The organism is Catellatospora sp. NPDC049111 (assembly GCF_040648615.1).
Classification (GTDB): domain Bacteria; phylum Actinomycetota; class Actinomycetes; order Mycobacteriales; family Micromonosporaceae; genus Catellatospora; species Catellatospora aurea.
Map to the genome: position 1 here is coordinate 83,682 of NZ_JBEZEB010000011.1, position 25,645 is coordinate 109,326.

29 protein-coding genes and 1 tRNA gene are annotated in these 25,645 nt (G+C 73.3%); 14 read left to right on the top strand and 16 right to left on the bottom strand.

Annotated features, from left to right (window positions below; all coding sequences use genetic code 11):
- Window positions 1-108 precede the first annotated feature (108 nt).
- The 5 genes from AB0B66_RS18005 (at window position 109) to AB0B66_RS18025 (ending at window position 4,770) form a co-directional block, all read left to right on the top strand.
- On the top strand, window positions 109-693 hold the full coding sequence (locus tag AB0B66_RS18005; RefSeq protein ID WP_360530455.1) for a nuclear transport factor 2 family protein: 585 nt from the start codon (window positions 109-111) through the stop codon (window positions 691-693).
- Between the two features lie 80 nt (window positions 694-773).
- A complete protein-coding gene (locus AB0B66_RS18010) occupies window positions 774-1,604 on the top strand; it encodes an aldo/keto reductase (RefSeq protein ID WP_360530458.1) in 831 nt (276 codons plus the stop codon).
- A 10-nt stretch (window positions 1,605-1,614) separates the two neighbouring features.
- Window positions 1,615-2,025, top strand: a complete 411-nt coding sequence (locus tag AB0B66_RS18015) for a DUF1232 domain-containing protein (protein WP_360530461.1) — start codon at window positions 1,615-1,617, stop codon at window positions 2,023-2,025.
- Between the two features lie 140 nt (window positions 2,026-2,165).
- Complete coding sequence (locus AB0B66_RS18020; RefSeq protein ID WP_360530464.1) at window positions 2,166-4,253, top strand: peptidoglycan DD-metalloendopeptidase family protein; 2,088 nt, start codon at window positions 2,166-2,168, stop codon at window positions 4,251-4,253.
- 124 nt (window positions 4,254-4,377) lie between these two features.
- Window positions 4,378-4,770 carry a VOC family protein gene (locus AB0B66_RS18025; RefSeq protein ID WP_360530467.1) on the top strand — a complete coding sequence of 131 codons (393 nt, stop codon included), beginning with the start codon at window positions 4,378-4,380 and terminating at the stop codon, window positions 4,768-4,770.
- Window positions 4,771-4,865: 95 nt separating this feature from the next.
- On the opposite strand, the gene AB0B66_RS18030 is transcribed toward AB0B66_RS18025, so the two are convergent.
- The gene (locus tag AB0B66_RS18030; RefSeq protein ID WP_360530470.1) at window positions 4,866-5,237 is read right to left on the bottom strand and encodes a hypothetical protein; all 372 of its coding nucleotides are present in this window, start codon (window positions 5,235-5,237) and stop codon (window positions 4,866-4,868) included.
- Window positions 5,238-5,767: 530 nt separating this feature from the next.
- Window positions 5,768-6,883 carry a M20 family metallopeptidase gene (locus tag AB0B66_RS18035; RefSeq protein ID WP_360530472.1) on the bottom strand — a complete coding sequence of 372 codons (1,116 nt, stop codon included), beginning with the start codon at window positions 6,881-6,883 and terminating at the stop codon, window positions 5,768-5,770.
- A gap of 137 nt (window positions 6,884-7,020) precedes the next feature.
- Between AB0B66_RS18035 and AB0B66_RS18040 the strand changes: the two genes are divergently transcribed.
- Entirely contained in the window at window positions 7,021-7,800 is a 780-nt protein-coding gene (locus AB0B66_RS18040; protein WP_360530475.1) for a GntR family transcriptional regulator, read from the top strand.
- 3 nt (window positions 7,801-7,803) lie between these two features.
- Here the strand turns inward: AB0B66_RS18040 and AB0B66_RS18045 are convergent, their stop codons facing one another.
- On the bottom strand, window positions 7,804-8,781 hold the full coding sequence (locus AB0B66_RS18045) for an NAD(P)H-dependent glycerol-3-phosphate dehydrogenase (protein WP_360530822.1): 978 nt from the start codon (window positions 8,779-8,781) through the stop codon (window positions 7,804-7,806).
- A gap of 108 nt (window positions 8,782-8,889) precedes the next feature.
- Entirely contained in the window at window positions 8,890-9,291 is a 402-nt protein-coding gene (locus AB0B66_RS18050) for a hypothetical protein (RefSeq protein WP_360530478.1), read from the bottom strand.
- A gap of 227 nt (window positions 9,292-9,518) precedes the next feature.
- On the opposite strand from AB0B66_RS18050, the gene AB0B66_RS18055 reads away from it, so the two are divergent.
- Complete coding sequence (locus AB0B66_RS18055; protein WP_360530481.1) at window positions 9,519-10,124, top strand: HD domain-containing protein; 606 nt, start codon at window positions 9,519-9,521, stop codon at window positions 10,122-10,124.
- 46 nt (window positions 10,125-10,170) lie between these two features.
- On the opposite strand, the gene AB0B66_RS18060 is transcribed toward AB0B66_RS18055, so the two are convergent.
- From AB0B66_RS18060 to AB0B66_RS18090, 7 genes are all read right to left on the bottom strand, one after another.
- Window positions 10,171-11,463: an ATP-grasp domain-containing protein gene (locus tag AB0B66_RS18060; RefSeq protein ID WP_360530484.1), complete on the bottom strand. Its 1,293-nt coding sequence runs from the start codon at window positions 11,461-11,463 to the stop codon at window positions 10,171-10,173.
- A 174-nt stretch (window positions 11,464-11,637) separates the two neighbouring features.
- Window positions 11,638-12,525, bottom strand: coding sequence for a DMT family transporter (locus tag AB0B66_RS18065; RefSeq protein ID WP_360530487.1), 888 nt, complete (start codon window positions 12,523-12,525; stop codon window positions 11,638-11,640).
- Between the two features lie 42 nt (window positions 12,526-12,567).
- Window positions 12,568-13,779, bottom strand: a complete 1,212-nt coding sequence (locus AB0B66_RS18070; RefSeq protein ID WP_360530490.1) for a glycosyltransferase 87 family protein — start codon at window positions 13,777-13,779, stop codon at window positions 12,568-12,570.
- On the bottom strand, window positions 13,773-15,182 hold the full coding sequence (gene mptB / locus AB0B66_RS18075; RefSeq protein WP_360530493.1) for a polyprenol phosphomannose-dependent alpha 1,6 mannosyltransferase MptB: 1,410 nt from the start codon (window positions 15,180-15,182) through the stop codon (window positions 13,773-13,775). The genes AB0B66_RS18070 and mptB overlap by 7 nt, the downstream gene beginning before the upstream one ends.
- A 206-nt stretch (window positions 15,183-15,388) precedes the next feature.
- Window positions 15,389-16,003, bottom strand: a complete 615-nt coding sequence (locus AB0B66_RS18080; RefSeq protein WP_360530496.1) for a pentapeptide repeat-containing protein — start codon at window positions 16,001-16,003, stop codon at window positions 15,389-15,391.
- Window positions 16,004-16,150: 147 nt separating this feature from the next.
- Entirely contained in the window at window positions 16,151-16,978 is an 828-nt protein-coding gene (locus tag AB0B66_RS18085) for a nucleotidyltransferase domain-containing protein (protein WP_360530825.1), read from the bottom strand.
- Window positions 16,887-17,102, bottom strand: coding sequence for a winged helix-turn-helix domain-containing protein (locus AB0B66_RS18090; protein WP_360530499.1), 216 nt, complete (start codon window positions 17,100-17,102; stop codon window positions 16,887-16,889). The genes AB0B66_RS18085 and AB0B66_RS18090 overlap by 92 nt, the downstream gene beginning before the upstream one ends.
- Before the next feature lie 189 nt (window positions 17,103-17,291).
- On the opposite strand from AB0B66_RS18090, the gene AB0B66_RS18095 reads away from it, so the two are divergent.
- Window positions 17,292-17,546 (top strand): DUF1778 domain-containing protein, encoded by a 255-nt coding sequence (locus tag AB0B66_RS18095; RefSeq protein WP_360530502.1) that lies wholly within the window; start codon window positions 17,292-17,294, stop codon window positions 17,544-17,546.
- An 82-nt stretch (window positions 17,547-17,628) separates the two neighbouring features.
- Here the strand turns inward: AB0B66_RS18095 and AB0B66_RS18100 are convergent, their stop codons facing one another.
- Window positions 17,629-18,768, bottom strand: coding sequence for a glycosyltransferase (locus AB0B66_RS18100; protein ID WP_360530505.1), 1,140 nt, complete (start codon window positions 18,766-18,768; stop codon window positions 17,629-17,631).
- Entirely contained in the window at window positions 18,765-19,928 is a 1,164-nt protein-coding gene (locus AB0B66_RS18105) for a glycosyltransferase family 1 protein (protein WP_360530507.1), read from the bottom strand. Before AB0B66_RS18105 ends, AB0B66_RS18100 begins: the two co-directional genes overlap by 4 nt.
- A gap of 148 nt (window positions 19,929-20,076) precedes the next feature.
- Between AB0B66_RS18105 and AB0B66_RS18110 the strand changes: the two genes are divergently transcribed.
- Window positions 20,077-20,454, top strand: coding sequence for a VOC family protein (locus AB0B66_RS18110; RefSeq protein ID WP_360530510.1), 378 nt, complete (start codon window positions 20,077-20,079; stop codon window positions 20,452-20,454).
- A 6-nt stretch (window positions 20,455-20,460) separates the two neighbouring features.
- On the opposite strand, the gene AB0B66_RS18115 is transcribed toward AB0B66_RS18110, so the two are convergent.
- Window positions 20,461-20,955, bottom strand: a complete 495-nt coding sequence (locus tag AB0B66_RS18115; protein WP_360530513.1) for a MarR family transcriptional regulator — start codon at window positions 20,953-20,955, stop codon at window positions 20,461-20,463.
- A gap of 74 nt (window positions 20,956-21,029) precedes the next feature.
- Here AB0B66_RS18115 and AB0B66_RS18120 point away from each other — a divergent pair, with 74 nt between their 5' ends.
- Both AB0B66_RS18120 and AB0B66_RS18125 read left to right on the top strand, forming a co-directional pair.
- Window positions 21,030-21,506 carry a cupin domain-containing protein gene (locus AB0B66_RS18120; protein ID WP_360530516.1) on the top strand — a complete coding sequence of 159 codons (477 nt, stop codon included), beginning with the start codon at window positions 21,030-21,032 and terminating at the stop codon, window positions 21,504-21,506.
- Between the two features lie 9 nt (window positions 21,507-21,515).
- Entirely contained in the window at window positions 21,516-22,133 is a 618-nt protein-coding gene (locus AB0B66_RS18125) for a disulfide bond formation protein DsbA (protein WP_360530519.1), read from the top strand.
- Between the two features lie 100 nt (window positions 22,134-22,233).
- Here AB0B66_RS18125 and AB0B66_RS18130 read toward each other — a convergent pair whose 3' ends face one another.
- Window positions 22,234-22,371, bottom strand: a complete 138-nt coding sequence (locus AB0B66_RS18130) for a hypothetical protein (protein WP_360530522.1) — start codon at window positions 22,369-22,371, stop codon at window positions 22,234-22,236.
- 106 nt (window positions 22,372-22,477) lie between these two features.
- The gene (locus tag AB0B66_RS18135) at window positions 22,478-23,002 is read right to left on the bottom strand and encodes a DUF4142 domain-containing protein (protein ID WP_360530525.1); all 525 of its coding nucleotides are present in this window, start codon (window positions 23,000-23,002) and stop codon (window positions 22,478-22,480) included.
- A 150-nt stretch (window positions 23,003-23,152) separates the two neighbouring features.
- Between AB0B66_RS18135 and AB0B66_RS18140 the strand changes: the two genes are divergently transcribed.
- The 3 genes from AB0B66_RS18140 (at window position 23,153) to AB0B66_RS18150 (ending at window position 25,643) form a co-directional block, all read left to right on the top strand.
- Window positions 23,153-23,224, top strand: a tRNA-OTHER gene (locus AB0B66_RS18140).
- A 29-nt stretch (window positions 23,225-23,253) separates the two neighbouring features.
- On the top strand, window positions 23,254-24,396 hold the full coding sequence (locus AB0B66_RS18145; protein WP_360530528.1) for an ankyrin repeat domain-containing protein: 1,143 nt from the start codon (window positions 23,254-23,256) through the stop codon (window positions 24,394-24,396).
- 227 nt (window positions 24,397-24,623) lie between these two features.
- Complete coding sequence (locus tag AB0B66_RS18150; protein WP_360530531.1) at window positions 24,624-25,643, top strand: LacI family DNA-binding transcriptional regulator; 1,020 nt, start codon at window positions 24,624-24,626, stop codon at window positions 25,641-25,643.
- The last annotated feature ends 2 nt before the right edge of the window (window positions 25,644-25,645 follow it).

Here is a 25,645-nt window from a genome sequence, read left to right on the forward strand (position 1 = left end):
TGGCGATCAACCGCGACGACCGGCCGTCTCATTCCGCGCCCCGCAGGTGATCTACCCGATAAGCCGGATGCTGGGGATCCGGGTTGCCTCGCAGGTAGCGTTCCGACCATGTTGATCCAGGACCAGGCTGTCGCGTCCGCACCTTGGACCGGCCTTTCCGTCGGCCAGTCGCCCGGGATCGTCCCGCTGCGCCGTCCTCAGGCCCCCGCGGTGCCCGGCACCCGCGCGGTCGTCGAGGAGTATCTGGCCAGGCTGGTGGAGGGCGACGCGGACCGCATCGCGGAGCTGTTCGCCGAAGAGGTCGAGTGCCTCGTCGCGGTGGCCGAGGCGGCGCCGTGGATGGCCAGCCGAGGGCTCGCCGCCGACTTCCTGCGCCTGACCATGCCGCGGTTCGAGCTCGGCCGGAGTTCGGTCGAGGCGGACAAGGTGCTGGTCGACGGCGCCGACGCGGTGGTGCTCGGGCACTTCATCCACGTGATCGAGCCGACCGGCCGCCGGCTGTCCTCGCCGGTCGCCATCCACCTGAGCGTGTCGGGCGGGCGCATCCACTCGATGCACCTCTACGAGGACAACGTCGCGCTGGTATCGCGTATCCGCGGCAAGCGCCCCATCACCTCCTCCGCCTGCGCCGCGGCCAAGAACGCCCTGACCTTGACCGCCGCCGCGTCGGGTGCCTCGTCGACGGGAGCCTGAACCAGGCCTTGGGCGTGCCCCGGGTCGGTCCGGGTGCGGGCGGACGTGACGGCGGGACGCGAGCGCGCGAGGATGGCGGTATGAGCAACGAGACGACGGTGAAGCTCGGCCACGGTGCGGTGATGCCGCGCATTGGGCTGGGCACCTGGCCGATGGACGACGCCCAGGCCGCGCGGTGCGTGGTGGAGGCCGTCGAGGCGGGTTACCGGCTCTTCGACACGGCGGAGAACTACGGCAACGAGCGCGGCGTCGGCCAGGGCATGCGCGACGCCGGCCTCCCTCGGGAGGAGCTGTTCGTGACGACCAAGTTCAACGCTCGCTGGCACGGCCGCGACCTGGTGCGCCGGGCTTTCGACGCGTCCGCCGCCCGGCTCGGCGTCGACTACGTCGACCTGCTGCTGATCCACTGGCCGAACCCCGAGCAGGACCGGTACGTCGACGCCTGGAAGGGCATGGTCGCGCTGCTGGACGAGGGTCGGCTGCGCGCCGTGGGCGTGTCCAACTTCAAGCCCGCCCACCTTGAGCGGCTGCGCGCCGAGACCGGGGTGCTGCCCGACGTGAACCAGGTGCAGCTCAGCCCGCGTATCGCCCGCAAGCTGCCGCGCGCCTACCACGCCGAGCACGGCATCGTCACCCAGTCGTGGAGCCCGCTCGGCCAGGGCCGGGAGCTGCTGGCCGATCCGGTGATCGCCGAGGTCGCGGCCGCGCACGGGCGCAGCCCGGCCCAGGTCGTGCTGCGCTGGCACCTCCAGCTCGGCCTGACCGCGGTGCCGAAGTCGGCCGACCCGCAGCGGATGCGCGACAACCTGAACGTCTTCGACTTCACGCTGAGCGAGGCGGAGCTGGACCGGATATCAGGGCTCGACCAGGGGGAGCGGGCAGCGGTCGACTCCGACCTCGTCGGCCACTGAACGGACCCCGGTGCGGGAGCTGCTGATCGGCATCGGGGTCGGGCTACTGGCCTCGTGGCTGGCGCTGGTCGTCGGCCTGCTGCTGGTGCGGCCCAAGGGCCCGCTGCTGGGCGAGGCGGTGCGGCTGCTGCCGGATCTGCTGCGGCTGCTGCGGCGGCTGGCCGCCGACCGCACCCTGCCCCGGGGCGTACGCATCAGGCTGGCGCTGCTGATGGCGTACCTGGCGATTCCGTTCGACCTGATCCCGGACTTCCTGCCGATCATCGGGTACGCCGACGACGCGATCATCGTGGCGCTGGTGCTGCGCTCGACGGTGCGCCGCGCGGGGCTGGCCGCGGTCCGCCGGCACTGGCCGGGCACCGACGACGGCTTCGCCGCGCTGACCCGGCTCGCCGGGCTGGGCGACCGCACGCCCGACTGAACCTCTTTCCCTATCTCGTCCTATTTCCGACATCGGGGACACGCGATGGATGTCGGAAGCGTCTGTCGGCGCTGGCTACCGTACGGGCGCCACCCCCGGCGACGAGATGGGGTTCTGAGATCCGCATGCAACGAACGACGATGAGAGCGCTGCGCGCAGCCGCCGTCGCCCTGGTCCTGGCCGGGGCGGTGCTCGGCGCGCCCGGGGCCGCGACGGCCACCGGCATCGCGGGCCCCGCCTGCGACTTCAACGGCGACGGCCGGTCCGACCTGGCGGTCGGCGTGCCCGGGGAGAGCGTCGGCACGCTGGACAGCGCCGGTGCGGTCAACATCCTCTACGGCTCGGCCGCGGGCGTCACCGCCACCGGCGACCAGCTGTTCCACCAGGACAGCGCGGGCGTGGACGGGGTCGCCGAGGCGGGCGACGCGTTCGGCGCCGACACCGCCTGCGGCGACTTCAACGGCGACGGCCGCGATGACCTGGCGATCGGCGTGTCACACGAGGGCGTCGACGTCTCCGCGAGCTCGGTCTACGACGCGGGCGCGGTCAACATCCTGTACGGCTCCGCGAGCGGCCTGACCACCACCGGCAACCAGGTGCTGCACCAGGCCACGCCGGGAGTGCCGGAGACGCCGGAACGCGGCGACGAGTTCGGCACGGCCCTGGCCGCCGGGGACTTCAACGGCGACGGCCGCGACGACCTCGCGGTCGGCGCACCCGGCGAGAACGTCGACGGCGCGAACCAGACCGGCACGGTCACCGTCTTCTACGGCACGCGCACCGGCCTGTCCGGCACCGGCAGCCAGGACTGGAACCAGGCCACGTCCGGGGTGGAGGGCGACCCCGAGGGCGGCGAGCAGCTCGGCGCGGCGCTGGCCGCGGGCGACTTCAACGGCGACGGCGAGGCCGACCTGGCCATGGGCACGCCTGGGGAGTCCATCGGCGGCGAGGCCTGGGTCGGCTCGGTCAACGTGCTCTACGGCAGCCCGGCAGGCCTGAGCGCCGCCGGTGACCAGGTGTGGAACCAGTCGACCACCGGCATCCCGGGCAACTGGGAGGCCGGCGACCTGACCGGCACCGCGGTCACCACGGGCGACTTCGACGGCGACGGCCGCGACGACCTCGCGATCGGCTCGCCCGGCGAGGACGACGGCGCGATCCGCGACGCGGGCGCGGTCAACGTGATCTACGGCGCGGCGGCGGGCCTGACCGCCACCGGCAGCCGGATCGTCACCCGCAACACGCTGCTGCTGTCCGGCCTGGCGCAGGCGGGCGACTCGTTCGGGTCGGCGCTGGCCGCCGGCGACTTCAACGGCTCCGGCCACGACGAGCTGGCGATCGGCATCCCGCGCGCGACGGTGGCGGGCAACGTCGCCGCGGGCGCGGTGGCGGTCGCGTTCGGCAGCGGGCTCGGGCTGTCCCTGCTCACCAGCCAGGTCGTCAGCCAGGGCACGCTGGGGGTCGAGGGCGCGCTGGAGGCCGGGGACAGCCTCGGCTACGCGCTGGGCACCGGCGACTTCGACGGCAACGGCCGGGCCGACCTGGCCGCCGCCGCGCCCGGCGAGGCCGAGGGCAGCCTGGCGGGCTCCGGCGCGGTGAACGTGCTCTACGGCTCGGTGCTGCGGCTGCTGACCGCCAACGACCAGATCTTCACCCAGAACAGCACCGGGATCGACGGCGTGGCCTCGGCGTACGACCGCTTCGGCGGCGGGCCGGGAGTGTCCACCGGGCAGTACCGCATCGGGTACACGACCGGCACCCGGGTGGCGGTCACCCGCGACCACCAGTCGCACTCGCCGACCCGGTTCCGCATCGACATGGCCGGCGTGGACGCCGGGCCGGACTACGAGATCGTCGCGGCGCGCACCGGCACCATCCGGTACATCGTGGACACCAACGTGGAGCCGACCGACAACAACAACTACGTCTGGATCGAGCACGCCGACGGCGAGTGGAGCAAATACACCCACTTCCAGACGAACAGCGTGACCAGCCGCGGTCACCAGGTCGGCGACGTGGTCACCGCGGGCACGGTGCTCGGCCTGGAGGGCGACATCGGCCAGGCCACCGGCGAGCACCTGCACTTCGAGATCGCCGTGCCGGACAGCACCGCCGACCCGATCAACAGCGCGGGCTTCATCCGGGGCATCAACCGCATCCCGCAGGTCTGCGGCGTGCCGGGCAACGTGTTCCTGCAGGGGCAGACGTACACGGCGGCGCCCTGCTGACACCGGCCCGACGGCGAGGGCGGTGGAATGCCGCCCTCGCCGTGGTCGTCCCGGCGGGCCGCCGGGGCGTGAGCGCGGCCATATGTTGCTTGATCGCGAAGCGGCGGTGGACTACACAGTGCGTATGACCGTGAAGATTCACAACATGACCGTGGACGCCCGTGACGCCTATGCCCAGTCGCTCTGGTGGACCCAGGTCACCGGCTGGCAGGAAGCCCCGGACGACCCCAACGAGCCGGATCACACGCACTGCTGGATCGGCCCCGGCGACGGCTCGCCCGGTCTGCTGTTCATCAACGTCCCGGAGGCCAAGGCGGTCAAGAACCGCATGCACCTCGACGTCCAACCCGCCGACCGCAACCGCGACCAGGAGGTCGAGTGGCTGGTCGGGATCGGGGCGTCCATCGTGGCCGATCACCGCCAGCCCGACGGCCGAGGCTTCGTCCTCATGGCCGATCCCGAGGGCAACGAATTCTGCGTGGAACGCAGCCAGGCCGAACGCGCCGTGTCCGCCTGAGCGTCATGAGCCACGTCCGACTCGTCGTCGACCCGCCGCCCCGCGGCCGTGTCATCGAGCTGCGGGACCGGCGCTGGGGCGTCTGCCGGTGACGGTCAGCGGACGCACCCGGCCAGCGCCCACTCGCCCTCGGTGACGAGCCGTCGCCAGTCCAGGGCGGTCGGGTCGTCGCCGGTGGCGGTGTCCAGGCGGGTCACCAGGTCCGCGAAGCTGATGCCCCGTTCCACCGCCGAGCAGCGGGCGACCAGGCACAGGTAGGCGGCCTCCAGGGCGACCGAGAGGCCGTACGCGTCGGTCATCGGCTCGCCGCGGTGCGCGAACGCGTGCCGGGCCCGCACCGCGCGGGCCATGTCCCAGCGCGCCGTGCGCCGGGTCCGGGCGACCGCCCGCCCCGGCGCCGCGAGCAGCCCCAGCAGCTCGGCCCGCCGCCGCGCGAGCAGCCCGTTCCACCGGTACGCGGCCGCCACGTCGGCCCATCCCGGCCCGGTGAGCAGCGCGAGGTCGGCGCCGTCGGCTCCGGTGGTCCACGGCCCGCGGGTGGCCTTGGGGTTGGTCGGGACCGGTCCGCGCAGGTACCGCCGCAGGTGGCCGAAGTGGGCCCGGGGCGTGCGGGCGCAGCTGGAGCTGGTAGCGGTCGAAGTGCTCCAGGAACGTCATCGCGGCGGCGGTCGGGTCGTGCGCGGTCACCTCGACGAGCAGGTAGCGGGCGCTGCGCGGGGCGTGCCCGGCGCTCTCGGCGGCGACGACGAGGTCCCGGAACGCCGGTGCCAGCGTCTCGAAGTGCGGCTGCTCCCAGCCGAAACTCTTGATCAGTGTGCCGCTCCGGGCGACCGGCACCGCCAGCCGGAAGGTGCGGTGCTGGAAACCGGCCTGCGGGGTCCACATGGGTCGTCTCGATTCAGGCGAGAGGCTGCGCCTCATGGCGGGCAGTGGGCGTCCGGGGCGCAAAAGGCGGGCGGACCGAGACCGGCCCGCCCGCGACCGGGCACCATGGCGATCACGCCTGAGCCCGGGGACGCAGCACCCGATCGACGAGTGCGGCGAGCAGTGTGGCCCGCTCGGCCATCGTGGGCAGGTCGACCCATTCGCCCTCGGCATGGGCGTTGCCGCCGACGGGTCCGAGCCCGTCGAGGGTCGGGATGCCGAAACCGGCCGTCAGGTTGCCGTCGGAGGCTCCGCCGACGGCGACGCCCGCGGGCGCGGGCAGGCCCAGTTCCGCCGCGACCACCCGGGCGAGCCGGTAAAGGTCCGCCGAGGCGGTGGGCGGCAGCGCGGGCCGGCTGACGCCGCCGTGCACGGTCAGCCCGCTGCCCGCCAGGACGGGGCGCAGCCCGCGCATGGCCCGGTCCACCCGCTCGAACTCGGCCTGGTGGAAGGCGCGCACGTCGACGGCGAGCCCGGCCGCCGCCGGGACGGTGTTCTCGGTGGTGCCCGCGGTGAGCACGGTCGGCGTCACGGAGGTGTCGCCGTCGCCGAGCCCGGCCACGGCCAGCACCTGGTGCGCCAGCTCCACCCCGGCGTTGATCCCGCGTGCCGGGTCCAGCCCGGCGTGGGCGGCCCGGCCGGTCACCTCCAGCCGGTAGCGGGCGATGCCCTTGCGGGCGGTCTTCAGCGCGCCGTCGGCGCTGGGCTCGCAGATGAGCGCGGCTCGCGCACCCTGCCCGGCCTGCTCGATGAGCGCCCGGGAGACGGGAGAGCCGATCTCCTCGTCGGCGTTGACCAGCACGGTGACCCCGTCCAGCGAGGGCAGCGTGGACAGCGCGTGGAACAGCTGGACCAGACCCGCCTTCATGTCGAAGCAGCCCGGCCCGGTGGCCCGGTCGCCGTCGACCCGGAACGGCCAGCGGGCCAGGGTGCCCACCGGCCAGACCGTGTCGTGGTGCCCGACCAGGAGCACCCGGGTGTCGCCGTGCCGCCAGACCAGGTGGGCGCCGTGGCGTTCGGGGGAGCTGCCGAGCAGGCGGCTGCCGAGGGCGGTGACCGCGTCGGCGCTGTGCGCGGTGGCCCGCGGGTCCTCCGACGGCGACTCGACGGCGACCAGGGCGGCGAGGTCCTCGACCAGCCGGGGCAGCCGTGTCCGCAGGTCGCGCAGGGTGGGAGCGAAGTCTGACATGGGTGCCTCCGGCAGCTCGTTTACGTCGTCTAGATTGACTAGACAATGTAGATGTTGCGTATGATGGTGCAGTGGGCTTGGATCGGTTGTCAAGACATCGATCGCGGACGCGTCACAGCGTCAGGGAGGTGGAGCACGTGGAGACGGCCCGGAGTGCGGCGATGCCCGCGTACCAGCGGATCGCGGCCGCGTACCGTGGGCTGATCATGTCGGGGGAGCTGCGGCCCGACGACCGGCTGCCGACCGAGCACGAGATCGCCGACCGGTTCGGCGTGGTCCGCCAGACCGTGCGCACCGGCCTCGGCATCCTGGTCACCGAGGGGCTGATCGTCGCCCGCCGGCCGCACGGCTACTTCGTGCGCCGCCGCGAGCACATGGTCTACCGGCCGCAGGAGAAGTCCCGCCCGCGCCCGGCCACCCCGGAGATGGACCGGTTCTCGCAGCAGATCGTCGCCGAGGGCCGCACCCCGCACCAGGCCATCGAGGTGTCACTGGTGCAGGCCGCGCCCGATCTCGCCCAGCGGCTGGGCATCGCGGCCGGGCAGACCGTCGTGGCGCGCCGCCGGGTGCGGTTCATCAACGGCGAGCCGACCAACATCAACGACTCGCACTTCCCGATCGACCTGGTCAAGGACTCGGAGATCATGTCTCCGGCCTACCTGCCCCGGGGCACCGACCAGGTGCTGGCCGACCTCGGCTACCGGCAGGACCGGGCCATCGACGAGATCTTCATCCGGATGCCGACGCCCGAGGAGATCCATCGCCTCAGCCTGGGCCCCGGCACCCCGGTCGCGGCCCACTACGACACCGGGTACACCGCGTCCGGGCAGCCCGTGCAGTGCACCCTCAACGTGCTGCCGGGTGACCGGCACAAGATCGTGTTCGAGCGGCACTGGCAGGGCGAACCCGCGGGCTGACCACTACTCCGGCCTGGTCTGCCGGCTCATCAGTGTGGCCAGGGCGACCTTCGGATCGACGCCCTCGTGGCAGATCCGCTCCACCTGCTCGGTGATCGGCATCTCCACCCCGTGCTTGTGGGCCAGGTCCCGGATGGCCAGGCAGCTCTTGACACCCTCGGCGGTGTACCGGGTGGCCGCCTGGGCCTGCTCCAGGTTCAGGCCGCGGCCCAGGTGCTCGCCGAACGTGCGGTTGCGGGTCAGCGGCGAGCAGCAGGTGGCGACCAGGTCGCCCAGCCCCGACAGGCCGGCGAAGGTGAGCGGGTCCGCGCCCAGCGCGACGCCGAGCCGGGTGGTCTCGGCCAGCCCGCGCGTGATCAGGGTGGCCTTGATGTTCTCGCCCAGCTCCATCGACGTGGCGATGCCGTACGCCAGAGCGATCACGTTCTTGACGGCCCCGCCCAGCTCGGCCCCGATGACGTCGTCGTTGGTGTACGGCCGGAAGTAGGGCGTGGTGATCGCCTCCTGCACGGCGGCCGCCCGGTCCAGGTCCGTGCACGCGACCACGGCCGCGGCGGGCTGGCGCACGGCCAGCTCGGGGGCGATGTTCGGCCCGGTGACCACGGCGACCCGGCTCGGGTCGACCCCGGCGGTCTCCACGATGACCTCGCTCATCCGCTTGGTCGTGCCCAGCTCGATCCCTTTCATCAGGGAGACCAGCGTCGCGTCGGCCGGGATCAGCCCCGCCCACGCGCTCAGGTTCGCGCGCAGCGTCTGCGAGGTCACCGCGAGCACCACCAGGTCGGCCCCGGCCAGGGCGGCTGCGGGGTCGGCGGTCGCCGTCACGGTGCGGGGCAGCGCGACCTCGGGGAAGTAGTCGGGGTTGCGGCCGGTGGTGCGGATCGCGTCCGCGATGGACTCCCGGCGCGCCCACATGGTGACCTCGCCGCCCGCCTCGCCCAGGATCTTGGCGAAGACGCTGCCCCAGGAACCGGCTCCCATCACCGCGGTCCGCACGCTGTGCCACCTTTCCGCCGCGGCCACGGCCGGGCACGATCACCGGCGTCCGGGCAGGCCGCCGTCGTCGCAGCGAATCATGCCATGCGGCCGTCAGGCGGGCCGGGGTCCGCCGGATGGATCGCGGCTCGCGCGCAGGGCCTGCTGCACCCGCAGCTCCATGTCGTGCAGCGCCTCGATGGCCCGCAGCTGCCCCGCGATCTCCGGGTCGGCGGTGGCGGGGCCCAGGCCGATGAGCCCGCAGCGCTCGCACTCGACCCGCGCGGCCGAAGCCGGGCAGGGCGTCTGCGTCGCGCAGTCGACGCAGGTGTGCACGGCGTCGACGGCGAGCACCTGGTCCACGGTGATCGTGTCGAGGTAACCGCATTCGGCGCACTGCCAGGTCACCTGCTGTGCCCAGTCCATGTCCCCGGTGTCGCCGAGTTCGTAGTCGAGGCGCTCGGCCGGGCCGACGAGGTCGCAGCCCGGGCAGCGCACGTAGGGACGTGGTCTCATGGCGCGCTCCCCGTGATCGCCCGACAGTGCGATGTGGACGTTAAACACGTAAGTGTTGCAGTGCGCCCACCGATCGGACGATCGTTGCGAGGCGAACAACCGAGGAGTCCCGTCGACGGCTGTGCCGCCATGGCCGTGCGGCGGGTGCCGGGCAGGGGCGCACGTCGGCCAGGTGAACAGCAGGCGAACAGTGGAAGGCTGGTGCACGACATCGATTGAGCAGGGCGGTGTACCGGCATACCGTCAGCCACGTGCCGCTGGTCATCGATCATCTCGTGCCCGCCCGGGCCATGTGCCTGGCCGACGAGCTGCTGGTCGATCTGCCGCAGCGGTGGTCGCACTCCGCCGGGGTGGCGGGCCGCGCGGCCGATCTGGTCACCGCGGTCGACCCGGCCGATCGCGATCTACTCCTGTGCGCGGCCTGGCTGCACGACATCGGGTACGCCGCCGCGGCCCGCGACACCGGGTTCCACTCGCTGGACGGGGCACGCCTGCTGCGGCGGCTCGGCTGGCCGGTGCGGCTGTGCGCGCTGGTGGCGCACCACTCCGGGGCGTCCTTCCTGGCCGCGGCGCAGGGCGTCGTCGGCATGGCCGAGTTCGACGACGAGCGCTCGGCGGTGACCGACGCGCTGGCCTGCGCCGACCAGACCACGGGGGTACGCGGGGAGTCCGTGTTCTTGGAGGACCGGCTGGCCGAGGTGCTGCGGCGGCACGGGGCGTGCTCGCCGCACGCGGCCGCCCACGAGGGCCGGGCGCCGTACCTACGGTCCGCCGCGAGCCGCGTGCAGGCCCGCCTGCTCGCCGAAGAGCACCTCCCGCGCGCGAAGCGTTAAGAAGGTGCCCTTCCTCTACGGATAACGATAAGAAGGTGCCCTTCCTTCAGGCAGTCGGGGGGAGCGGGGCGACGGTCACGGCGCTCGTGAGGGTGGCGACCAGGGCCGTGGTGGTGGGCAGCAGGCTGCGTCCGTCCGGTGCGGACAGGCTCGTGGTCGACTCCAGGCGGGCCAGGATCGCGCCCGGCAGCAGGGTCACGCCGAGCGCGGGCAGGCCGGTGACCTGGATTCCGGCGTACGAGTCGGGCCGGGGCACCGCCCGCACCACCCCGTCCGGCCCGGTCCAGCGCACCAGCAGGTGGCTGCCCGCGGTGGCGAGCACCGGCCGGGCCGCGTCGGCCGGGTCGAGCGGTTCGCCGAGCAGCGCCCGCAGGTGCTGGTGCAGGCAGGGGTCGAGCCCGTGCCGCTCCTGCAGTCGGCTCAGCAGCCACGACGAGCCCTGGATGCGCGGGTTGACCTCCAGGAACGCCACGTCGCCGCCGGACACCGCGATGTCGGCCCCGAACAACCCTCGGTGCCCCTGCGCGGCCAGCCACGTCCCGATGCGCTCGGTGTGCAGGTAGGCCTGGGCCAGTGCGCCGGGGTCGACGCGCGGCGTGGCGAAGTCGCTGCCGCAGTAGCCGCCGAACGCGTACCCGAGCTGCGGGATCCCGCTGATCTGCAACGACGCGGGCAGCAGGCGCACCCCGTCGGCATGCACCACCCCGGCCACGTTGATCGTCACGTCCCCGGCGTAGCGCGACAGCAGCCACCGGGTGACGTGCGGATGCGCCTGCCGCGCCGCGGCCAGCTCGGCGGCGTCGCGGACCAGGTAGGTGCCCTGCCCGCCCGCGCCGTTCGGGGTCTGCGCGATGAACGGCGCGTCGAGCCGCCGGGCCACGGCCGCGAAGTCGAGCTCGTCCCGGTCGAGCGCCAGCGCCTCGGGCACCGGCACGCCGAGCCCTTGCAACGCCGCGCGGATGTAGACCTTGTCCTCGGCCAGCCGCTCCACGACCTCCAGCGGCCCGGCCGCCAGCCGCACCCGGCCCGGCCAGGCCGCCGCGGCGGACTCCCACGCGGTGCTGGCACGCGGCGGCACCAGCAGGATCGGCCGGTCGTCGGCCGGGGCCTCGGCCAGCACCTTGGGGACGAAGTCGGCCAGCCGCGCCACGTCGCCGAAGCGCCAGCGGCGGCGTACGCCGTCGAGCCGCTCCAGTGACAGCGCCCGGGTGCCGGGCAGGTCGGCGTCGGCGTCGCCGGACAGCACGCAGACGCACGAGGGGTGCTCGGTCAGCGGCGCCATCATGCCGGGGTACGCGCTGGCGGTCACCAGGCGGTAGTCATGCAGGTCCCATGCCATGGCGGCAACTGTGGCCGATCCGGGCCGGCCGCGCCGCACGTCGCGAACGTACTTCCGGCTAACGCCGCAAGAACTCTTCGACACGCCCCGGTGCGCCCCAAGGTCATCCGATTTGCCTGGCAGGTGTGCGTATCTTGGACGCCCATACGCCCAGGTGCCGGGCAAGTCGAGCGATCAAGGGCGCACACCGGACGCCGCGCGTCGGGTGGGGGAGTACGCGAGCAGGGCCACACCGGCCGCGATCGCGGCTCCGGCCAGGGCGAGCGTCCACAGTGCCGCCAAGCTCGCCGGTGGGGCCTCGTCGAACAGGAGCGCGCCCCACAGCCAGCTCAGCAACGGGTCGGCGACCGTCATCGCGGTCAGCGCGGCGGGCAGCGAGCCGCTGCCGAAGGCCTCCTGCGCGAGCACCGCCGCGACCAGGCCGGACAACGCCAGCGCGTACACCGGCCAGTCCAGCGCGGCCGTCAGCGGCCCGCGGGTGGCGAGCTGGTCGGCGACGACGACGGTGAGCACGGCGGTGGTGCTGAACCCGGTGCCCGCGGCGACGCCGGTCAGCGCGGTGCGGGCGGCCCGGCCCGGCCGGCTGCGCGCGACCGCGAGCAGCACGAGGATCAGGGCGACCGCGGCCAGCAGCACGGCGGGCAGCGGCTCGCGGCGTACTGTCTGCGCGACCCCGCCCCGGGCCAGCACCAGCACCGCCAGGCCCGCGCAGACCGCGGCGGTGCCCAGCCAGTCCCGAGCGGCGGGCGGGCGGCCCGTGCGCGTGTACGCCATCGGCAGCGCGAACATCAGCTGCACCGCCAGCAGCGCCTGCACGATGGCGATGGAGCCGGTGTGCAGCGCGGAGGCGTGCGCGGCGAAGCCGAGCACGTTGCAGCCGAGCCCGGCCAGCCAGACCGGGCTGCGCAGCAGGCGCGCGGCGAAACCGAGCACGGGCAGCCAGTGCCCGGCCGTGTCGCCGCGGGCCTGCGCGACGGCCCGGGTGACCCGGTGCTGCAGCGCGGCGGCCGCCGCGAACAGCGCCGCCGCGAGCAGTCCCAGGATGGTGCTGAGGATGGTCATGGTTCCCCTTGCGCGCCGTCACGGCCGGACGGCGTGCGCGCATCATGACCGCGCGGCGAGTACGGTGATCGACTCTTGCGCCGCCGCCCGGTGAACGGTGGGCGTCGCCGCGCGCAGCGGCAGGAAGAGGAGCAGCCCGAGCGTGATCCAGACGTACGCGCTACCCCCGACGAAGCCGTCCGGGTCGCCGGACCTGTTCGCCCACAGCCACACCACGCTGCTGCACAGCACCACGTAGGCGGTCCCCGCCGACCACAGCAGCCTGCGGCGGCGGCGCGGCTCGGGCTCGCGCAGCCCCGCCCCGGCCAGCAGGATCAGCGCGGGTGCCACCCACACCAGGTGGTGCACCCAGGTGACCGGGCTGACCAGGCACGCGGCCAGGCCGGTGAGCGCGAACCCGCCCCAGACGTCGCCCTGGCGGGCCGCCCGGCGCACCCGCCAGGCCCACAGCGCCAGCACACATCCGACCGCGAGCAGCCAGAACACGGGATGCGAGGTTTCCGGGTCGAGCCGGGCGATCACGCCGCGCAGCGACTGGTTGGAGATGTAGAACAGGTCCCCGATCCGGGCGGTGTCCCCGAATGCCGAGGTCCAGAACGTCCACGACGGCCCCGGCGCGACCAGCGCCGCCAGCAGCGTCGCCGCGATGGCCGTGGCGCTCGCGACGGCGGCGGCCCGCCGCCGCCCGGACAGCAGCAGGTAGACGATGAAGATCGCCGGGGTGAGTTTGATCGCGGCGGCGAGCCCGGTCCCGATGCCCGCCCAGCGGCTCCGGCCGCTCGTCAGCAACCGGGCGTCGGCCAGCACCAGCGCGACGAGGACCAGGTTGACCTGGCCGAAGCTGACCGTGTCCCGGGCCGGCTGCAACGCGGCCAGCAGGCACGCGGCGATCCCGAAGGCGAACAGCCGCGGCCACCCGTGCTCCCGGGCGATCGGGTCGACCAGCCAGTACAGCACCAGCGCGCAGGCCGCGGCGGTCAGCGCCACGTTCACCGCGATGACGGTGTGCCAGCCCAGCATGCTCATCGGCAGCATCGCCACGGCCGCGAACGGCGGATACGTGAAGCCGTAGTGGGTGCCCGGCACGAGGTAGTCGTAGACGCCGCCGCCCTCGTGCACCCAGTCGTTGACCGCGCCGTAGTAGACCAGCACGTCGAACCAGCCGCGATGCCCCGGGATCAGCGCGATGAACAGGCCCACCGCCATGGCCAGCGCGAGCACGTACAGCAGGCGGGCGCAGGGCGTCTTCACCATGCGGCGGGCTCCGTTCCTCGGAAGGCGATGTCGCCGGCGGACAGGAACACGATCGGCACCGCCAGCAGCGCGCCGGTCAGCGCCGCGGCCAGCTCGTCCGCCGACGGGGTGAAGCCGTTCGGGAACACGGTCACGGTCAGCGCCAGGCAGGCCAGCGCGGTCCAGCGGCGGGCCCGGCCGTCGGGCGGCGCGGCGGCGGCGATCGGCACCAGGCCCCACAGCAGATACCAGGGGCGCAGCGCGGGGCCGAGCAGCGCGAGCGCGGTCAGGCTCAGACCGAGGGCGTACACCAGGCCGAGCCGTCGGCGATGGTGCCAGGCCAGAAGTGTCGCGACCGCCGCGGCCGCCAGCCCGATCCAGCGCCAGGCCGGGATCGCCGACGCGGCCAGGTCGCTGCCCGCCGACTCCAGCAGGTTCCGGGTGATCCGGCCGACGGTGCTGCTCAGCGACCAGTTGTGGGCCGAGATCGGCGTCGAAAGCGAGCGCACCCACCCGTAGCCGGTCCCCGTCACAGCGGTCACCAGCGCGGTCGTCGCCGCCGCGAGGCCCACCGTCAGCGCGAGCGCCCGCAGGGTGGCCACCGGCCGGCTGAGCGCCGGACGCAGCGAGCGCTGCCACAGCCAGACCACCACGACCAGGCCGAGTGCCGCCGGGGCCTTCACCAGGCAGGCGAGCGTGATCGCGACGGCGGCCAGGGTGAACCGGCCCGCCGCGGCGGCGGTCAGCCCGGCGATGAGCAGGCCCAGCATCACCGCGTCGTTGTGCGCGCCGCTGACCAGGTGCAGCAGCACCAGCGGGTTCAGCGCGCCCAGCCACAGCGCCGCCGCCGGGTCCACGCCGCAGGCCCGCGCCAGCCGGGGCAGGCATCCGATCAGCAGCACGACCCCGGCCAGCGCGACCGCCCGCATGCCGAACACGCCCAGCGGCACGTCGCTCGCCGAGAACCTCGACACCCCGGCCGCCAGGGACAGGAACGCGGGCCCGTACGGCGTCGGCGTGTGCTGCCAGATCGCGGGCACCTCGGCGAGCAGCGGCCCGCCCAGCGCCGACGGCCCCGCCTGGTAGACGTCGAGCCCCGCCGTGACCATCGCGCCCTGTGCCAGGTAGCTGTACACGTCCCGGCTGAACAGCGGCGGCATCGCCACCAGCGGCAGCGCCCACGCGGCGAGCACCACCAGCAGCCCTCGCGGCGAGGGCGGCTCCCCGCCGCGTACCGCCCGGCCCAGCCGCCACCACGCCGCCGCCAGCAACGCGAGCCCGAAGTACGCGCCGACCAGCCCCAGCCTTTGATACTGCCGCAGCTCACCCAGCCCCAGCGCGGGCGCGAGCGTGTCCCGCACCGGCAGCGCCCCCGCCGCCAGCCCACCCCCGGCCAGCGCCACCGACCCGACCAGCCCCAACACCAGACACCGCCCCGCCTCCCCACCACCCAGCCCGCGCGAAAGGAAGGGCACCTTCACATCGCTCCGCGATGTAGAAGGTGCCCTTCCCAACTTCATGAGGTCGCGGAGGAGGGCAGACGGCACCCAGGCAGGGTGCCAGCAGGCGGTGTACGGCAGGCGACCTGCCACCCAACCGCCCGTGGCCGCAGGGTTGCGGCTCGCGGCGGTCAGTCCCCGTCGATGGTGATGTCCAGCGCCGCGGCCAGCGTGTGCGCCAGCCCGGCGAGGTCGTGCGCGCTGACGCTCGCCCCGCGCAGGCTCGTCACGCTGCCGATGCCGCCCAGCTCGCACCGGGTGAACCAGGCCCCGGCACAGTCGGCCTGCGCGAACTGCGCGCCCGACAGGTCGCAGCCGGTGAACGACGCCCCGCGCAGGTCGGCGTTGGTGAAATCGGCCCGGGTCAGGTTGCAGTCGACGAAGGCCACGTCCTTGAACGAGGTGAACCGGAACGTCGCCAGATCCATCCGGCACTCCCGGAACGTCACGTCTCGCAGCGTGCCGTCGACCCACTGCAGGCCGGTCAACCGGGCCAACGACACCTCGACCCGCAGCAGCCCCGACTTGGTCGCCTTGAGGTTCGCCCAGTCCGACGTCTCCACCAGGCAGTCGGTGAACATCGCCCGGTCCAGCACCGTACGGGCCAGGCCGGTCCTGGTGAAGCGGCATTGCTCGAACTCGGCGGAGTCGGCGGCCTGCCCCGTCAGATCCAGGTCGAGGAACGCCAGCCGACGGAACGTCGCCTCGTCCTCCAGATCGTGGTCCGGCGACACGGCCGTGTCCATGGCCGTCGGAGGCTTCGGCCTCGCCGGAACGCGGGGCGCGCGGCTGGTGTCTCTGCTGCTGGCTGGGCGTAGTGGCACGGTTCCGACCCTAACGTCGACCACCTTGCGGTTCGGGTGCGGGCGTCGTCGTGCGCCGTCAGCTCCGCCTCACGTTCGTCGCAGCAGGTCGAGTTCGTCGCCCCAGGCGTCGAGCACGTCGCCGTGGCCGCGGTCGCGGGCGAGCCGCTCCAAGTCGGGGAACAGGCCGGCCGGGTCGTCGGCGACGCGGACCGGCAGGGTGGCGGCGTCCCACGGCTCGCCGAGCGGGTGCGTCTCCAGCTCCCAGCGCAGGTACTTGTTGTACGGCCGCACCCGGCCGTGCAGCGCGAACAGGGTGAACAGGAACCAGGAGACGCTCTCCATCTCCTCCAGCCGGGCCAGGTCGGCGCGGCCGTCGCGGTGGTTCTTCGCCGCGCGGTAGATGAAGTTGACGTATCCGTCGAGGTACTCCCGCGACCACTCGGCCGCCTCCACCGGGGTCGGCGTCGCCTGCGCGTGGGCCAGTTCCGTGATCAGTCCGTCGAGCCGGTCGACCAGCACCTGCGCGCCCCGGTACACGTAGCGTTCCCAGATGTTCGACGTGTCGGCCAGCTCGTCGACCGTGCACACGATCTCGTCCAAGCTGGACGTCTTCCGGGTATGCGTCCACTGCCCGGCGCGCTCGTCCACCACCACGATCACGTCATGGTCGGAGTGGACGGTGGCCATGCCGCGCGCCATCGAGCCGGTCAGGATCACACCGCGAACGGCGGGATCGGCCTCGGCACGGGCGAGAAGATCTTCGTAGGCTCCCGCGCGACCAGCATCGCAATGATGGCAACCGGTTTCTGCAAGGTGAAGGTGTTCAGTCCGGGACGAACGTTCCGCGGCCGGGCGAGCCCACCACCACCCCCCGGTCCCGAAGCAGCGCCATAACGCGGGCGATGGTGGCGAAATGGACGGAGTACAGCGTGGCCAGCTCGTTGTAGCTGGGCAGCTTGGAGCCGGCCGGGTACTCCCCGGCCCGGATGCGGGCGGTCAGGTCCGCCGCGATCTCCGTGTAGCTCATAGGGACGGGCATGTGACTTCCTCAGGTTGGCACACGCTGGTGGACGCCTGTCCTCACTGCGACGCCAAGGTCGTGGACTGGGCGGGACGGATTGCGCAAACGCCCACACATAAGCCCGGCTCTCCTCCCTGAACGCGGAACTCGTTCGCCAGCGAGGAGAGCCAGAGGCTTTGTCGCGGATTCGATGCGTACGTTGTCTGCATGAGTGGCAAGGCGGAGCGTTTGCACCTGCGAATGGATGCGGAACAGAAGGCGCTGCTGGAGGCGGCCAGCGCTGCTGCGGGGGCGAGCGTGGCGGCGTTCGTACTGGCCGCGGCTACGGCCGCCGCTGCGGACGTGTTGGCCGCCAGGCACAGTTTCGTGCTGCATCAGCAAGCGTGGCGCGAGTTCGACGAGGCATTGGCCCGACCTGCCCGTGACGTAGTTGGACTGCGGGAATTGCTGGTGCAGAGTTGATGTACCCGCTGTTGACGATGACGCACAACGCCGCGCGTTTGCGCCACGACAAGCATTCTGGCCAACCGGTCGACGGCCGCAATCAGCCTGTGCGGGTGGCGGCAGCCTGATCGAGAGCGGTGTGCACGGCGAGGAAGCCGCGTACGGCGGTGTTCCAGCCGAACAGTTCGGCGCGGGTGCGGGCGGCGTCGCGGCGGCGGCGTTCGTCGCGGTCGAGCAGCCGCAGCACCCCGTCGGCGAGATCCTCGCCCGCGACCGCGACCCCCGCGTCGCCGACCACGGCGGGCAGCGCGCTCGACGCGCTCACCACGGCCGGGGTGCCGCAGGCCAGGGCCTCCAGCGCGGCCAGTCCGAACGTCTCCATGGGGCCGGGCGCGAGCACCAGATCCGCACTGGCCAGCAGCGCCGCCAGCCGTTCGCGATCACCGATCCACCCGGTGAACGCCACCGGCAGCCCCGACGACGCGGCCTGGAGCCGGGACCGCAGCGGCCCGTCGCCAGCGATCACGAGCCGGGCGCGCACCCCACGGTCGAGCAGCGTGCGCAGCGTGGTCAGCGCACGCTCCGGCCGCTTCTCCGGCGACAGGCGTACACAGCAGACCAGCAGCAGTTCGCCGCCGGGCACGTGTTCGCCGCGCACCAGCGGGTCGCGGCGGTCGGGGTGGAACAGGTCGAGGTCGACGCCGAGCGGCACCTGCGTGATGTTGTGCGCGCCGACGCCCGTGAACTCGCCCGCGGCCCAGGCGGTGGTGCAGACCACCTGGTCGTACGCGGCGGCGCTGGCGCGGTTGAGCCCGGCCGCCACCCGGGCGCGCACCGGGGCGGGCAGCTTCACGACGCCGAGCAGGCCGTCGACGCTCTCGTGCGACACCATCACCGACGGCACGCCGTGGCGGCGTGCCCAGGCCCCGGTCCAGCGCAGCGTGGTGCGGTCGGACACCTCGATCCGGTCCGGCGCCAGGTCCGCGAGCAGCCGGGCGAGCGGCGCGCGGCGTACCAGCATCCGGTAGCCGCCGCCCAGACCGGGCGCGACCGGACCGGGCAGGGTGATGACGCGGCCCTGCTCGGTCGGCTCGTCGGTGTGCCGCGGCCCGGGGACGACGAGCACCGGCTCGTGCCCCGCCTCGGCGTATCCGCGGCCCAGTTCCCGCAGCGCGGTGCGCAGGCCGCCGGAGCTGGGCGTGACGAAGTTGGCCAGGCGCACGATGCGCAGCCCGGTCACGGCGCGGGCACCGGGACGGCGACGGGCGCGGGCAGGCGGCCGGGCGCGCGTACCGCGTCGGTCGCGGCGGCGTAGTGGCCGATCAGCTCGTCGCCCAGCGCCGACCAGGTCCGGGTGCCCACGGCCGCGCGACCGGCCTGCCCGTAGGCGCGGCGTACGGCCGGGTCGGCGAGCGTCCCGACCGCCGCCGCGAACGCCGCGGGGTCGTCCGGGGTCACCAGCAGCCCGTCGACGCCGTGGCGGACCAGGTCGAGCGGGCCGCCGATCGCCGGGGCGACCACGGGCACGCCGCTGGCCTGGGCCTCCTGCACGGTCTGGCAGAACGTCTCGTGCGGTCCGGTGTGGACGAAGACATCGAGGCTCGCGTACAGCCGGGCCAGGTCGCCGCCGCGGCGGGTGCCGAGGAAGGCCGCCTGCGGCACGGCGCCGCGCACCGCGTCGCGGGTCGGGCCGTCGCCGACCACGACGACGCGCACGCCGGGCAGCGCGGCGGTCTGCGCGAGCAGGTCCACCCGCTTCTCCCGGGCCAGCCGGCCGACGTAGCCGACGATCAGCTCGCCGCCGGGGGCGAGTTCGGCGCGCAGTGCCTCGTCGCGGCGCGAGGGGTGGAACAGCTCGGTGTCGACGCCGCGACCCCACCGGCCGACGTCCGGCACGCCGTGCGCGACGAGCTCGGCGGCGGTCGCCGACGACGGGGCGAGGGTGAGCGCGGCGCGGCCGTGCACGTGCCGGATCCAGCGCCAGGCCAGCGCCTCCCCGGTGGCCACGCCGTAGGCGCGGGCGTAGCCGGGCACGTCGGTCTGGTAGATCGCGACGACGGGCACGCCGAGGTCGGCGGCGGCCTTCGCGCCCCACGCGCCGAGCACGAACGGGCTGGCCAGGTGCACGACGTCGGGCCGGTGCCCCGCGAGCGCCTCCCGGAGGCGGCGGGTGGGCCAGGCCAGGCGTACGTTGCCGTAGCCGGGCAGCGGCAGCGAGCCCAGCCGGACCACCGGGTACGGCTTGCCGGTGGCGGCCCGGCTCGCCCGCGGGGCGGGCCTCGGCGCGATCACCATCGGCTGGTGGCCGCGCGCGAGCAGGTGGTCCGCGACGCGGGCGACGGAGTTCGCGACGCCGTTGACGTCCGGGGAGAACGACTCGGTGATGATCGCCACGCGCATGGCGGTGACGCTAGGTTCGCCGTCCGGACGCGGGGCGAAGAGCCGGAGTCGCGACGGCGAAGACCAGTGGAACGGTGGAGCCGCGGTGGCGGGTTCCGGGCGGTCGGCGGACGGCGGGTGCGGGCACGGTCGGCCTAGGATCGGGGCCATGCTGGCTGAACTGCAGTGCGTGGTGCTGGACTGCCGTGACCCGAAGCGGCTCGCCGAGTTCTACCGGTCGCTGCTCGGCGGCGTCGTCGACCAGCCCGATCGGCGCTGGTCGCTCGGCGACGACTGGTCGACGCTGCACGCCCCGAACGGGCTGGTGCTCGCGTTCCAGCGGGTGGCCGAGTACCAGCCGCCGCAGTGGCCGGACCCCAGCAAGCCGCAGCAGTTCCACCTCGACTTCGGCGTGCCGGATTTGGACACCGCCGAGGAGGAGGTGCTGGCCTGCGGCGCCGCCGTGCTCGACGCGGGTTCGCCGGGCCAGAGCTGGCGGGTGTACGCCGACCCGGCCGGTCACCCGTTCTGCCTCGTCCGGCACTGAGCCGCGTCAGCGGGTGACCGCGGCGGCGAGTTCGCGCAGCAGGTCGCCCAGGCGGCGGGCGTCGGCGGGGTCCAGGCGGCTGAGGGCCTCGCGTTGCACCGCCAGCCCGGCCGCGACGGCTTCGTCGATCAGCTCCCGGCCGGCCGGGGTGAGCTGCGCGCGCAGTGAGCGCCGGTCGCCCGGATCGGGGGTACGCGTGATGAGCCCAGCCGCCTCCAGCTTGTCCAGCCGCCCGGTCATGCCGCCGGTGGTGAGCATCAGGGTGTCGGACAGCTGCTTGGGGGAGAGGTTGAACGGCTCCCCGGCGCGGCGCAGCGTGGCCAGCACGTCGAACTCCCCGCGCCCGATGCCTAGGCGCTGGTAGGCGCGCTCCATACGGTCGCCGATGGCGGCGGCGACCCGGTAGACGCGTCCGAAGACCTCCATGGGCAGCAGATCGTCGAGGTCGGGGCGCTCGTCGCGCCACTGGTCGATGATCACGTCGACGGCGTCCTTGGTCATGAGCAGATGGTAACTTGACGGAAACTAGCTTAGTGGTAAGTTACTTGTAAGCTAGTTGATGAGAAGGGGTAGCCATGACGTACACCGGAGATCTCGGCGCGGTCAGCGCCGCGTACCACCCGGCCGGTGCGGCGGAGCAGGCGGTCATGGGCTCGGGCTCCACCGGCCGCTTCGTGGCCCCGGGCAGCGTCACCCAGGGACGCTTCGGTCTCTACGAGTGGCACATGCCGGCCGGGGCGGGCGGGGCCGACGCGCACTTCCACCGCACCTTCTCCGAGTCCTTCTACGTCATGACCGGCACCGTGCAGCTATACGACGGCGCACGCTGGGTTGACGCCTCGGCCGGCGACTTCCTGCACGTGCCCGAGGGCGGCGTGCACGGCTTCCGCAACGACAGCGGCGCCGCCGCCTCGATGCTCATCCTGTTCGCGCCCGGCATCCCCCGGGAGATCTACTTCCGCGAGCTCGCCGACATCGCCGCCAGTGGGCGGCAGCTGTCGGAGGACGAGTGGACCGACCTGTTCGCCCGCCACGACCAGTACCGCGCCTGAGGAGGCCCGATGACGACGTACGCCGACATGTGGTTCGACCCGAAGTGCCCCTGGGCCTGGAACACCTCGCGCTGGCTGCTGGAGGTCGAGCAGGTCCGCGACGTGCGGGTGCGCTTCCACGTGATGAGCCTGTGGCTGCTCAACCACGGCCGCGAGGTCGACCCCTGGTATCGCGGCTGGCTGGCCGACACCCTGGGCCCGGTCCGCGTGGTCACCGCGGTGCAGCAGAAGTTCGGCGACGACGTCGTGCGCGACTTCTACACCGCCCTCGGCGAGCGGATCCACCGCGACAAGACCCCGATCGGCCCCGACCTCTACACCGCAGCCCTGTCCGACCTGGGTCTGCCCGCCGAACTCGCGGCCGCGGCCGACGTGCCCGACCATGACGAGGCCCTGCGCCGCAGCCACGACGAAGGGCTGCGTCCGGTCGGCGAAGACCTCGGCACCCCCACGATCCACGTCCCCGGTCCCGACGGCACGCTCAGCGCCTTCTTCGGCCCGGTCGTCACCCCGGTGCCCCGCGGCGAGGCCGCCGGCCGCCTCTGGGACGGCGTCCTGCTCGTCTCCACCACCCCCGGCTTCTACGAGCTCAAACGCGGCAACCGCCCCCGCCCCACCGTCTCCTGAACCCGCCCGAGAGCAAGGAAGGGCACCTTCTTATCGCTCCGCGATGTAGAAGGTGCCCTTCCCATCCGGTGGCTGCTGTCTTCGCAGGACAGAGGCGGTGTCAGTAGTCCTCGTCGTCGTACGGCGCGGAGCCCTCGGCCGCGCTCAGGTCGATGGTGTCGTCCGCGGAGGCCACGAACTCCTCGAGCTCGTCGTCGTCGATCAGGTACGGGTTGTCTGCCTGCTGAGGTTCGCTCACGGTACGGCCTGCACTTTCACGGTCAGTGAACAGTGGTGACGCCCTCGATTAGAGCGCTGCGGTCGGGTCCGCGCGAGCTGACACTCCGTGCGTGGCGGCCGTGGGCTCAGCCGGTCCGCACCTGCGCGTCGGCGCGGTTGAGCTCGGTGGTGTGCGTGATGAACATGTCGTCGGCCTGCCGGGCCAGCTCCTTCACCCGAGGATCGAAGCCGTAGTTCAGCTCGGTGCGGGCCGCCTGCAGGCTGTCCCCCTGCGTCTGGATGTCCCGAGTGATCCACATCTGGTCGAAGGTGCCCCCGGCCGGCGCGGCCGCCAGCTCCTTGAGCGAGTCCAGCTGCTCCTGGGCGGGCTGCTTCGGCAGCGTCACCTTGACCTGGTCGGCGACCGCGACGACCGCCGCGTCGAACTTCGTGTGGTCGTCGACCATCATCTGGCCGAGCCGCCGTACCTCGTCCGAAGCGCCCTTCTGCGCGGCGAGCGCGCCGGCCGCGATCTCGTACAGGTTCGCCTGGTGGATGCCGATCAGGAAGGAGGCGTCCTGCGGTGACGGCACTGCCGCCGCCGGGCTCGCCAGGCCGACGGCCAGCGCCGCCGCGGCGAGCAAAACGAACAGCCCTCTGCTCCGGTTCATGACCAAGCCTCCATTCCCCGGACCGCGCGGCGCAGCCTGATGCCGCGGGTGGCGCACGGCCGCCTGCGCCCTGGTCAGTACCCATGAAAGCCGCTGCCGACACCTGGGGCATCCGGACGGCGATCTTCCCGCCTAGACTGCTGCGCGAGCGGGGCTGTAGCGCAGAAGTCGTCGCGCCCGTCGTCAAACGGGATGACGCCGGTGCGAATCCGGCCGGCCCCGCTCCCCGAGCACCCTGGAGGGGCACTGCCATGGCCGACGCAGCACCGGCCCTCGGCGGCTGGTGGGTGCCGCTGCACCACCCGATCCCGGCGGTGGTCGCCGAGTGCACGCGGTTGCGGGAGACCGGCGACTGGGCGGGCGCATGCCGGGCCGCCGGCCTGATCCCGGGCGTCGACCTCGCCGCGGTGGCGGCGGACCACGGCAGGGTGGTCGCCCAGCGCGTCCAGGACGACCTGGCACAGCTCGCTCCCGACCTGCTGCGCATCCACCTGAGCGGCGGGTATGCCTTCCGCCGGGGATGGCCGGGTGCAGTCCTGACGGACCTGGTCGAGACGCCGACCGGACCGGAGATCGAGCCGGTCCCGCTTCCGGACGGACCGGTGGTCCTGGCGATCACCCCGCCTACCCGGGACCGGGCCGACGGCACGGGTGCGCGGCTGCGGGTGCTCACCCCGGATCAGGTGACGCGCATCTGGACCGCCGTTCCGGTGTGGTGCTGGCGCGCCGACGCCCACGATGCGCGCCGCGACGCGTACCGGAAGGGGTATCCGCAGGCCGCCCGGGACACGTCGGCCCTACGTAACGGCCTGATGAGCCCGCACCATCTGCACCCGCTGACCTTCGCCGCGCTGTATCCGGACGAGGTCCGCACGCCGCCCGAGGGCGGCCGGGAGTTTCCCGCCGTGCGCGTGCGCTGCGCGTCCGTGTGGCACGAGGTGCAGGTCGTCGACGGGAACCTGATCGCGCGGGAGCACACCGACCAGGAGATCCGGCGCGAGCTGGCGCTGGGCGCGCTGGGCGGGCCGGTCAACGGCTGCGCCGCGGCGCTGCACACCTGGCGGACGGGCCGTGGGCGGCTGCCCAAGCGGCTGCGGTGGCAGCGGGACTTCTTCTTCCGCTGCGCGCGGGAGGGGCGCGGTGACGTGGTGCTCGCGATGCTGGACGCCGGGTTCGATCCGGCGGTCGTGGACGGCAGCGGGGCGACGCTGCTGCACCTGCTGTCCGGGCTCGACCACGAGCGGGTGCTGCCGAAGCTGCTCGCGGCGGGCCTGCCGGTCGACGGCCGGGACAAGCTGGGCGGCACGCCGCTGCACCATGCGCGGCAGGCGGGCGCCGACGACGTGATCGCGGCCCTGCTGGCCGCCGGTGCGGACCCCGGCCCGGTGTCATGACAGCGTGGACGTGACACCTTGTCGTCATCGGACGCGGTCTGTATAACGTTATAAAGCGATCGTCGCCGATCGCCATCGGACCGGGACGGCTGCGGCCGCCGTCGTCATCGCCGCATCCTCGACGTCATGGCAGTGCTGCGGACGTGCCTGACCAGGCGGCGGCACCTGCGTTGACGGACCTGCCCCGGCAGTGGGGACAATGAGCGGTGAGTGGAGGAAACCCGCCGATGGCGGTCAGTCTCAAGGACATCGCCAGGCGGGCGGGCGTGTCGCAGGCGACGGTGTCCAATGTCGTCAACGGCTATCGGCCCGTCGGCGAGGCCACCCGCGCGCGGGTGCGGCAGGCCATCGACGAACTGGGCTACACGCCCAACCTCAGCGCCCGCCACCTGCGCCGGGGCCGCACCGGCATCATCGCGCTGGCCATCCCGGAGCTGAACAACCCGTACTTCGCCGAGCTGGCCGACGCGGCGATCCGGGCCGCCACCGCACGCGGGTACACCTTGCTGCTCGACTACACCGACGGTGACCGGGACAAGGAACTCCTGGTCGCCGACGGGTTCCGGGCGCAGATCATCGACGGGCTGATCCTGTCGGCGGTGCACCTCAGCCGCGACGACATCGCCGGCCGCACCAGCCAGACCCCGATGGTGCTGGTCGGCGAGGCGATCTACCACGCCCCGTACGACCACGTGGTCATCGACAACCTCGCCGCCAGCCGCGAGGCGATGCGGCACCTGATCGCCCTCGGACGGCGGCGGATCGCGTTCATCGGCGCGCACATCGAGGCCGACCGGGCCCCGTCGCTGCTGCGCCTGCGCGGCTACACCGAGGCGCTGGAGGCGGCCGGGCTGCCGTTCGACCCGGCCCTGACCGTCACCACCAGCGGCTTCGGCCGCGGCGACGGCGCGGCGGGTATGCGGGCGCTGCTGGCCCTGCCACAGCCGCCGGACGCGGTGTTCGCCTTCAACGACCTGATCGCGCTGGGGGCGATCCGGGCACTGCACGACCACGGACTGCGGGTTCCCGACGACGTCTGCGTGATCGGCATCGACGACGTGGAGGAGGGCCGGTTCAGCATCCCGACCCTCACCACGATCTCGCCGGACAAGGAGATGATCGGCCGCCTCGCGGTGGAGAAGCTCCTCGACCGCATCGAGGGCCGCCCGGCCGGGCCGCCCGCGGAGTTCCAGCCGCCGTTCCGGCTGGTCGTCCGCGAGTCGGCCCCGGCCGCCGGGCCCGCCTGAGC

Coding starts and splice junctions, on each gene's coding strand:
- AB0B66_RS18035 (WP_360530472.1), bottom strand. CDS start 6,883: ATGTCAGACTTCGCTCCCACCCTGCGCGACCTGCGGACACGGCTGCCC.
- AB0B66_RS18150 (WP_360530531.1), top strand. CDS start 24,624: ATGGCGGTCAGTCTCAAGGACATCGCCAGGCGGGCGGGCGTGTCGCAG.
- AB0B66_RS18090 (WP_360530499.1), bottom strand. CDS start 17,102: ATGCCCGTCCCTATGAGCTACACGGAGATCGCGGCGGACCTGACCGCC.
- AB0B66_RS18110 (WP_360530510.1), top strand. CDS start 20,077: ATGCTGGCTGAACTGCAGTGCGTGGTGCTGGACTGCCGTGACCCGAAG.
- AB0B66_RS18025 (WP_360530467.1), top strand. CDS start 4,378: ATGACCGTGAAGATTCACAACATGACCGTGGACGCCCGTGACGCCTAT.
- AB0B66_RS18145 (WP_360530528.1), top strand. CDS start 23,254: ATGGCCGACGCAGCACCGGCCCTCGGCGGCTGGTGGGTGCCGCTGCAC.
- AB0B66_RS18105 (WP_360530507.1), bottom strand. CDS start 19,928: ATGCGCGTGGCGATCATCACCGAGTCGTTCTCCCCGGACGTCAACGGC.
- AB0B66_RS18115 (WP_360530513.1), bottom strand. CDS start 20,955: ATGACCAAGGACGCCGTCGACGTGATCATCGACCAGTGGCGCGACGAG.
- AB0B66_RS18060 (WP_360530484.1), bottom strand. CDS start 11,463: ATGGCATGGGACCTGCATGACTACCGCCTGGTGACCGCCAGCGCGTAC.
- AB0B66_RS18065 (WP_360530487.1), bottom strand. CDS start 12,525: ATGACCATCCTCAGCACCATCCTGGGACTGCTCGCGGCGGCGCTGTTC.
- AB0B66_RS18020 (WP_360530464.1), top strand. CDS start 2,166: ATGAGAGCGCTGCGCGCAGCCGCCGTCGCCCTGGTCCTGGCCGGGGCG.
- AB0B66_RS18005 (WP_360530455.1), top strand. CDS start 109: ATGTTGATCCAGGACCAGGCTGTCGCGTCCGCACCTTGGACCGGCCTT.
- AB0B66_RS18045 (WP_360530822.1), bottom strand. CDS start 8,781: ATGGGAGCCGGTTCCTGGGGCAGCGTCTTCGCCAAGATCCTGGGCGAG.
- AB0B66_RS18010 (WP_360530458.1), top strand. CDS start 774: ATGAGCAACGAGACGACGGTGAAGCTCGGCCACGGTGCGGTGATGCCG.
- AB0B66_RS18080 (WP_360530496.1), bottom strand. CDS start 16,003: ATGGACACGGCCGTGTCGCCGGACCACGATCTGGAGGACGAGGCGACG.
- AB0B66_RS18120 (WP_360530516.1), top strand. CDS start 21,030: ATGACGTACACCGGAGATCTCGGCGCGGTCAGCGCCGCGTACCACCCG.
- AB0B66_RS18135 (WP_360530525.1), bottom strand. CDS start 23,002: ATGAACCGGAGCAGAGGGCTGTTCGTTTTGCTCGCCGCGGCGGCGCTG.
- AB0B66_RS18125 (WP_360530519.1), top strand. CDS start 21,516: ATGACGACGTACGCCGACATGTGGTTCGACCCGAAGTGCCCCTGGGCC.
- AB0B66_RS18070 (WP_360530490.1), bottom strand. CDS start 13,779: ATGGTGAAGACGCCCTGCGCCCGCCTGCTGTACGTGCTCGCGCTGGCC.
- AB0B66_RS18050 (WP_360530478.1), bottom strand. CDS start 9,291: ATGAGACCACGTCCCTACGTGCGCTGCCCGGGCTGCGACCTCGTCGGC.
- AB0B66_RS18095 (WP_360530502.1), top strand. CDS start 17,292: ATGAGTGGCAAGGCGGAGCGTTTGCACCTGCGAATGGATGCGGAACAG.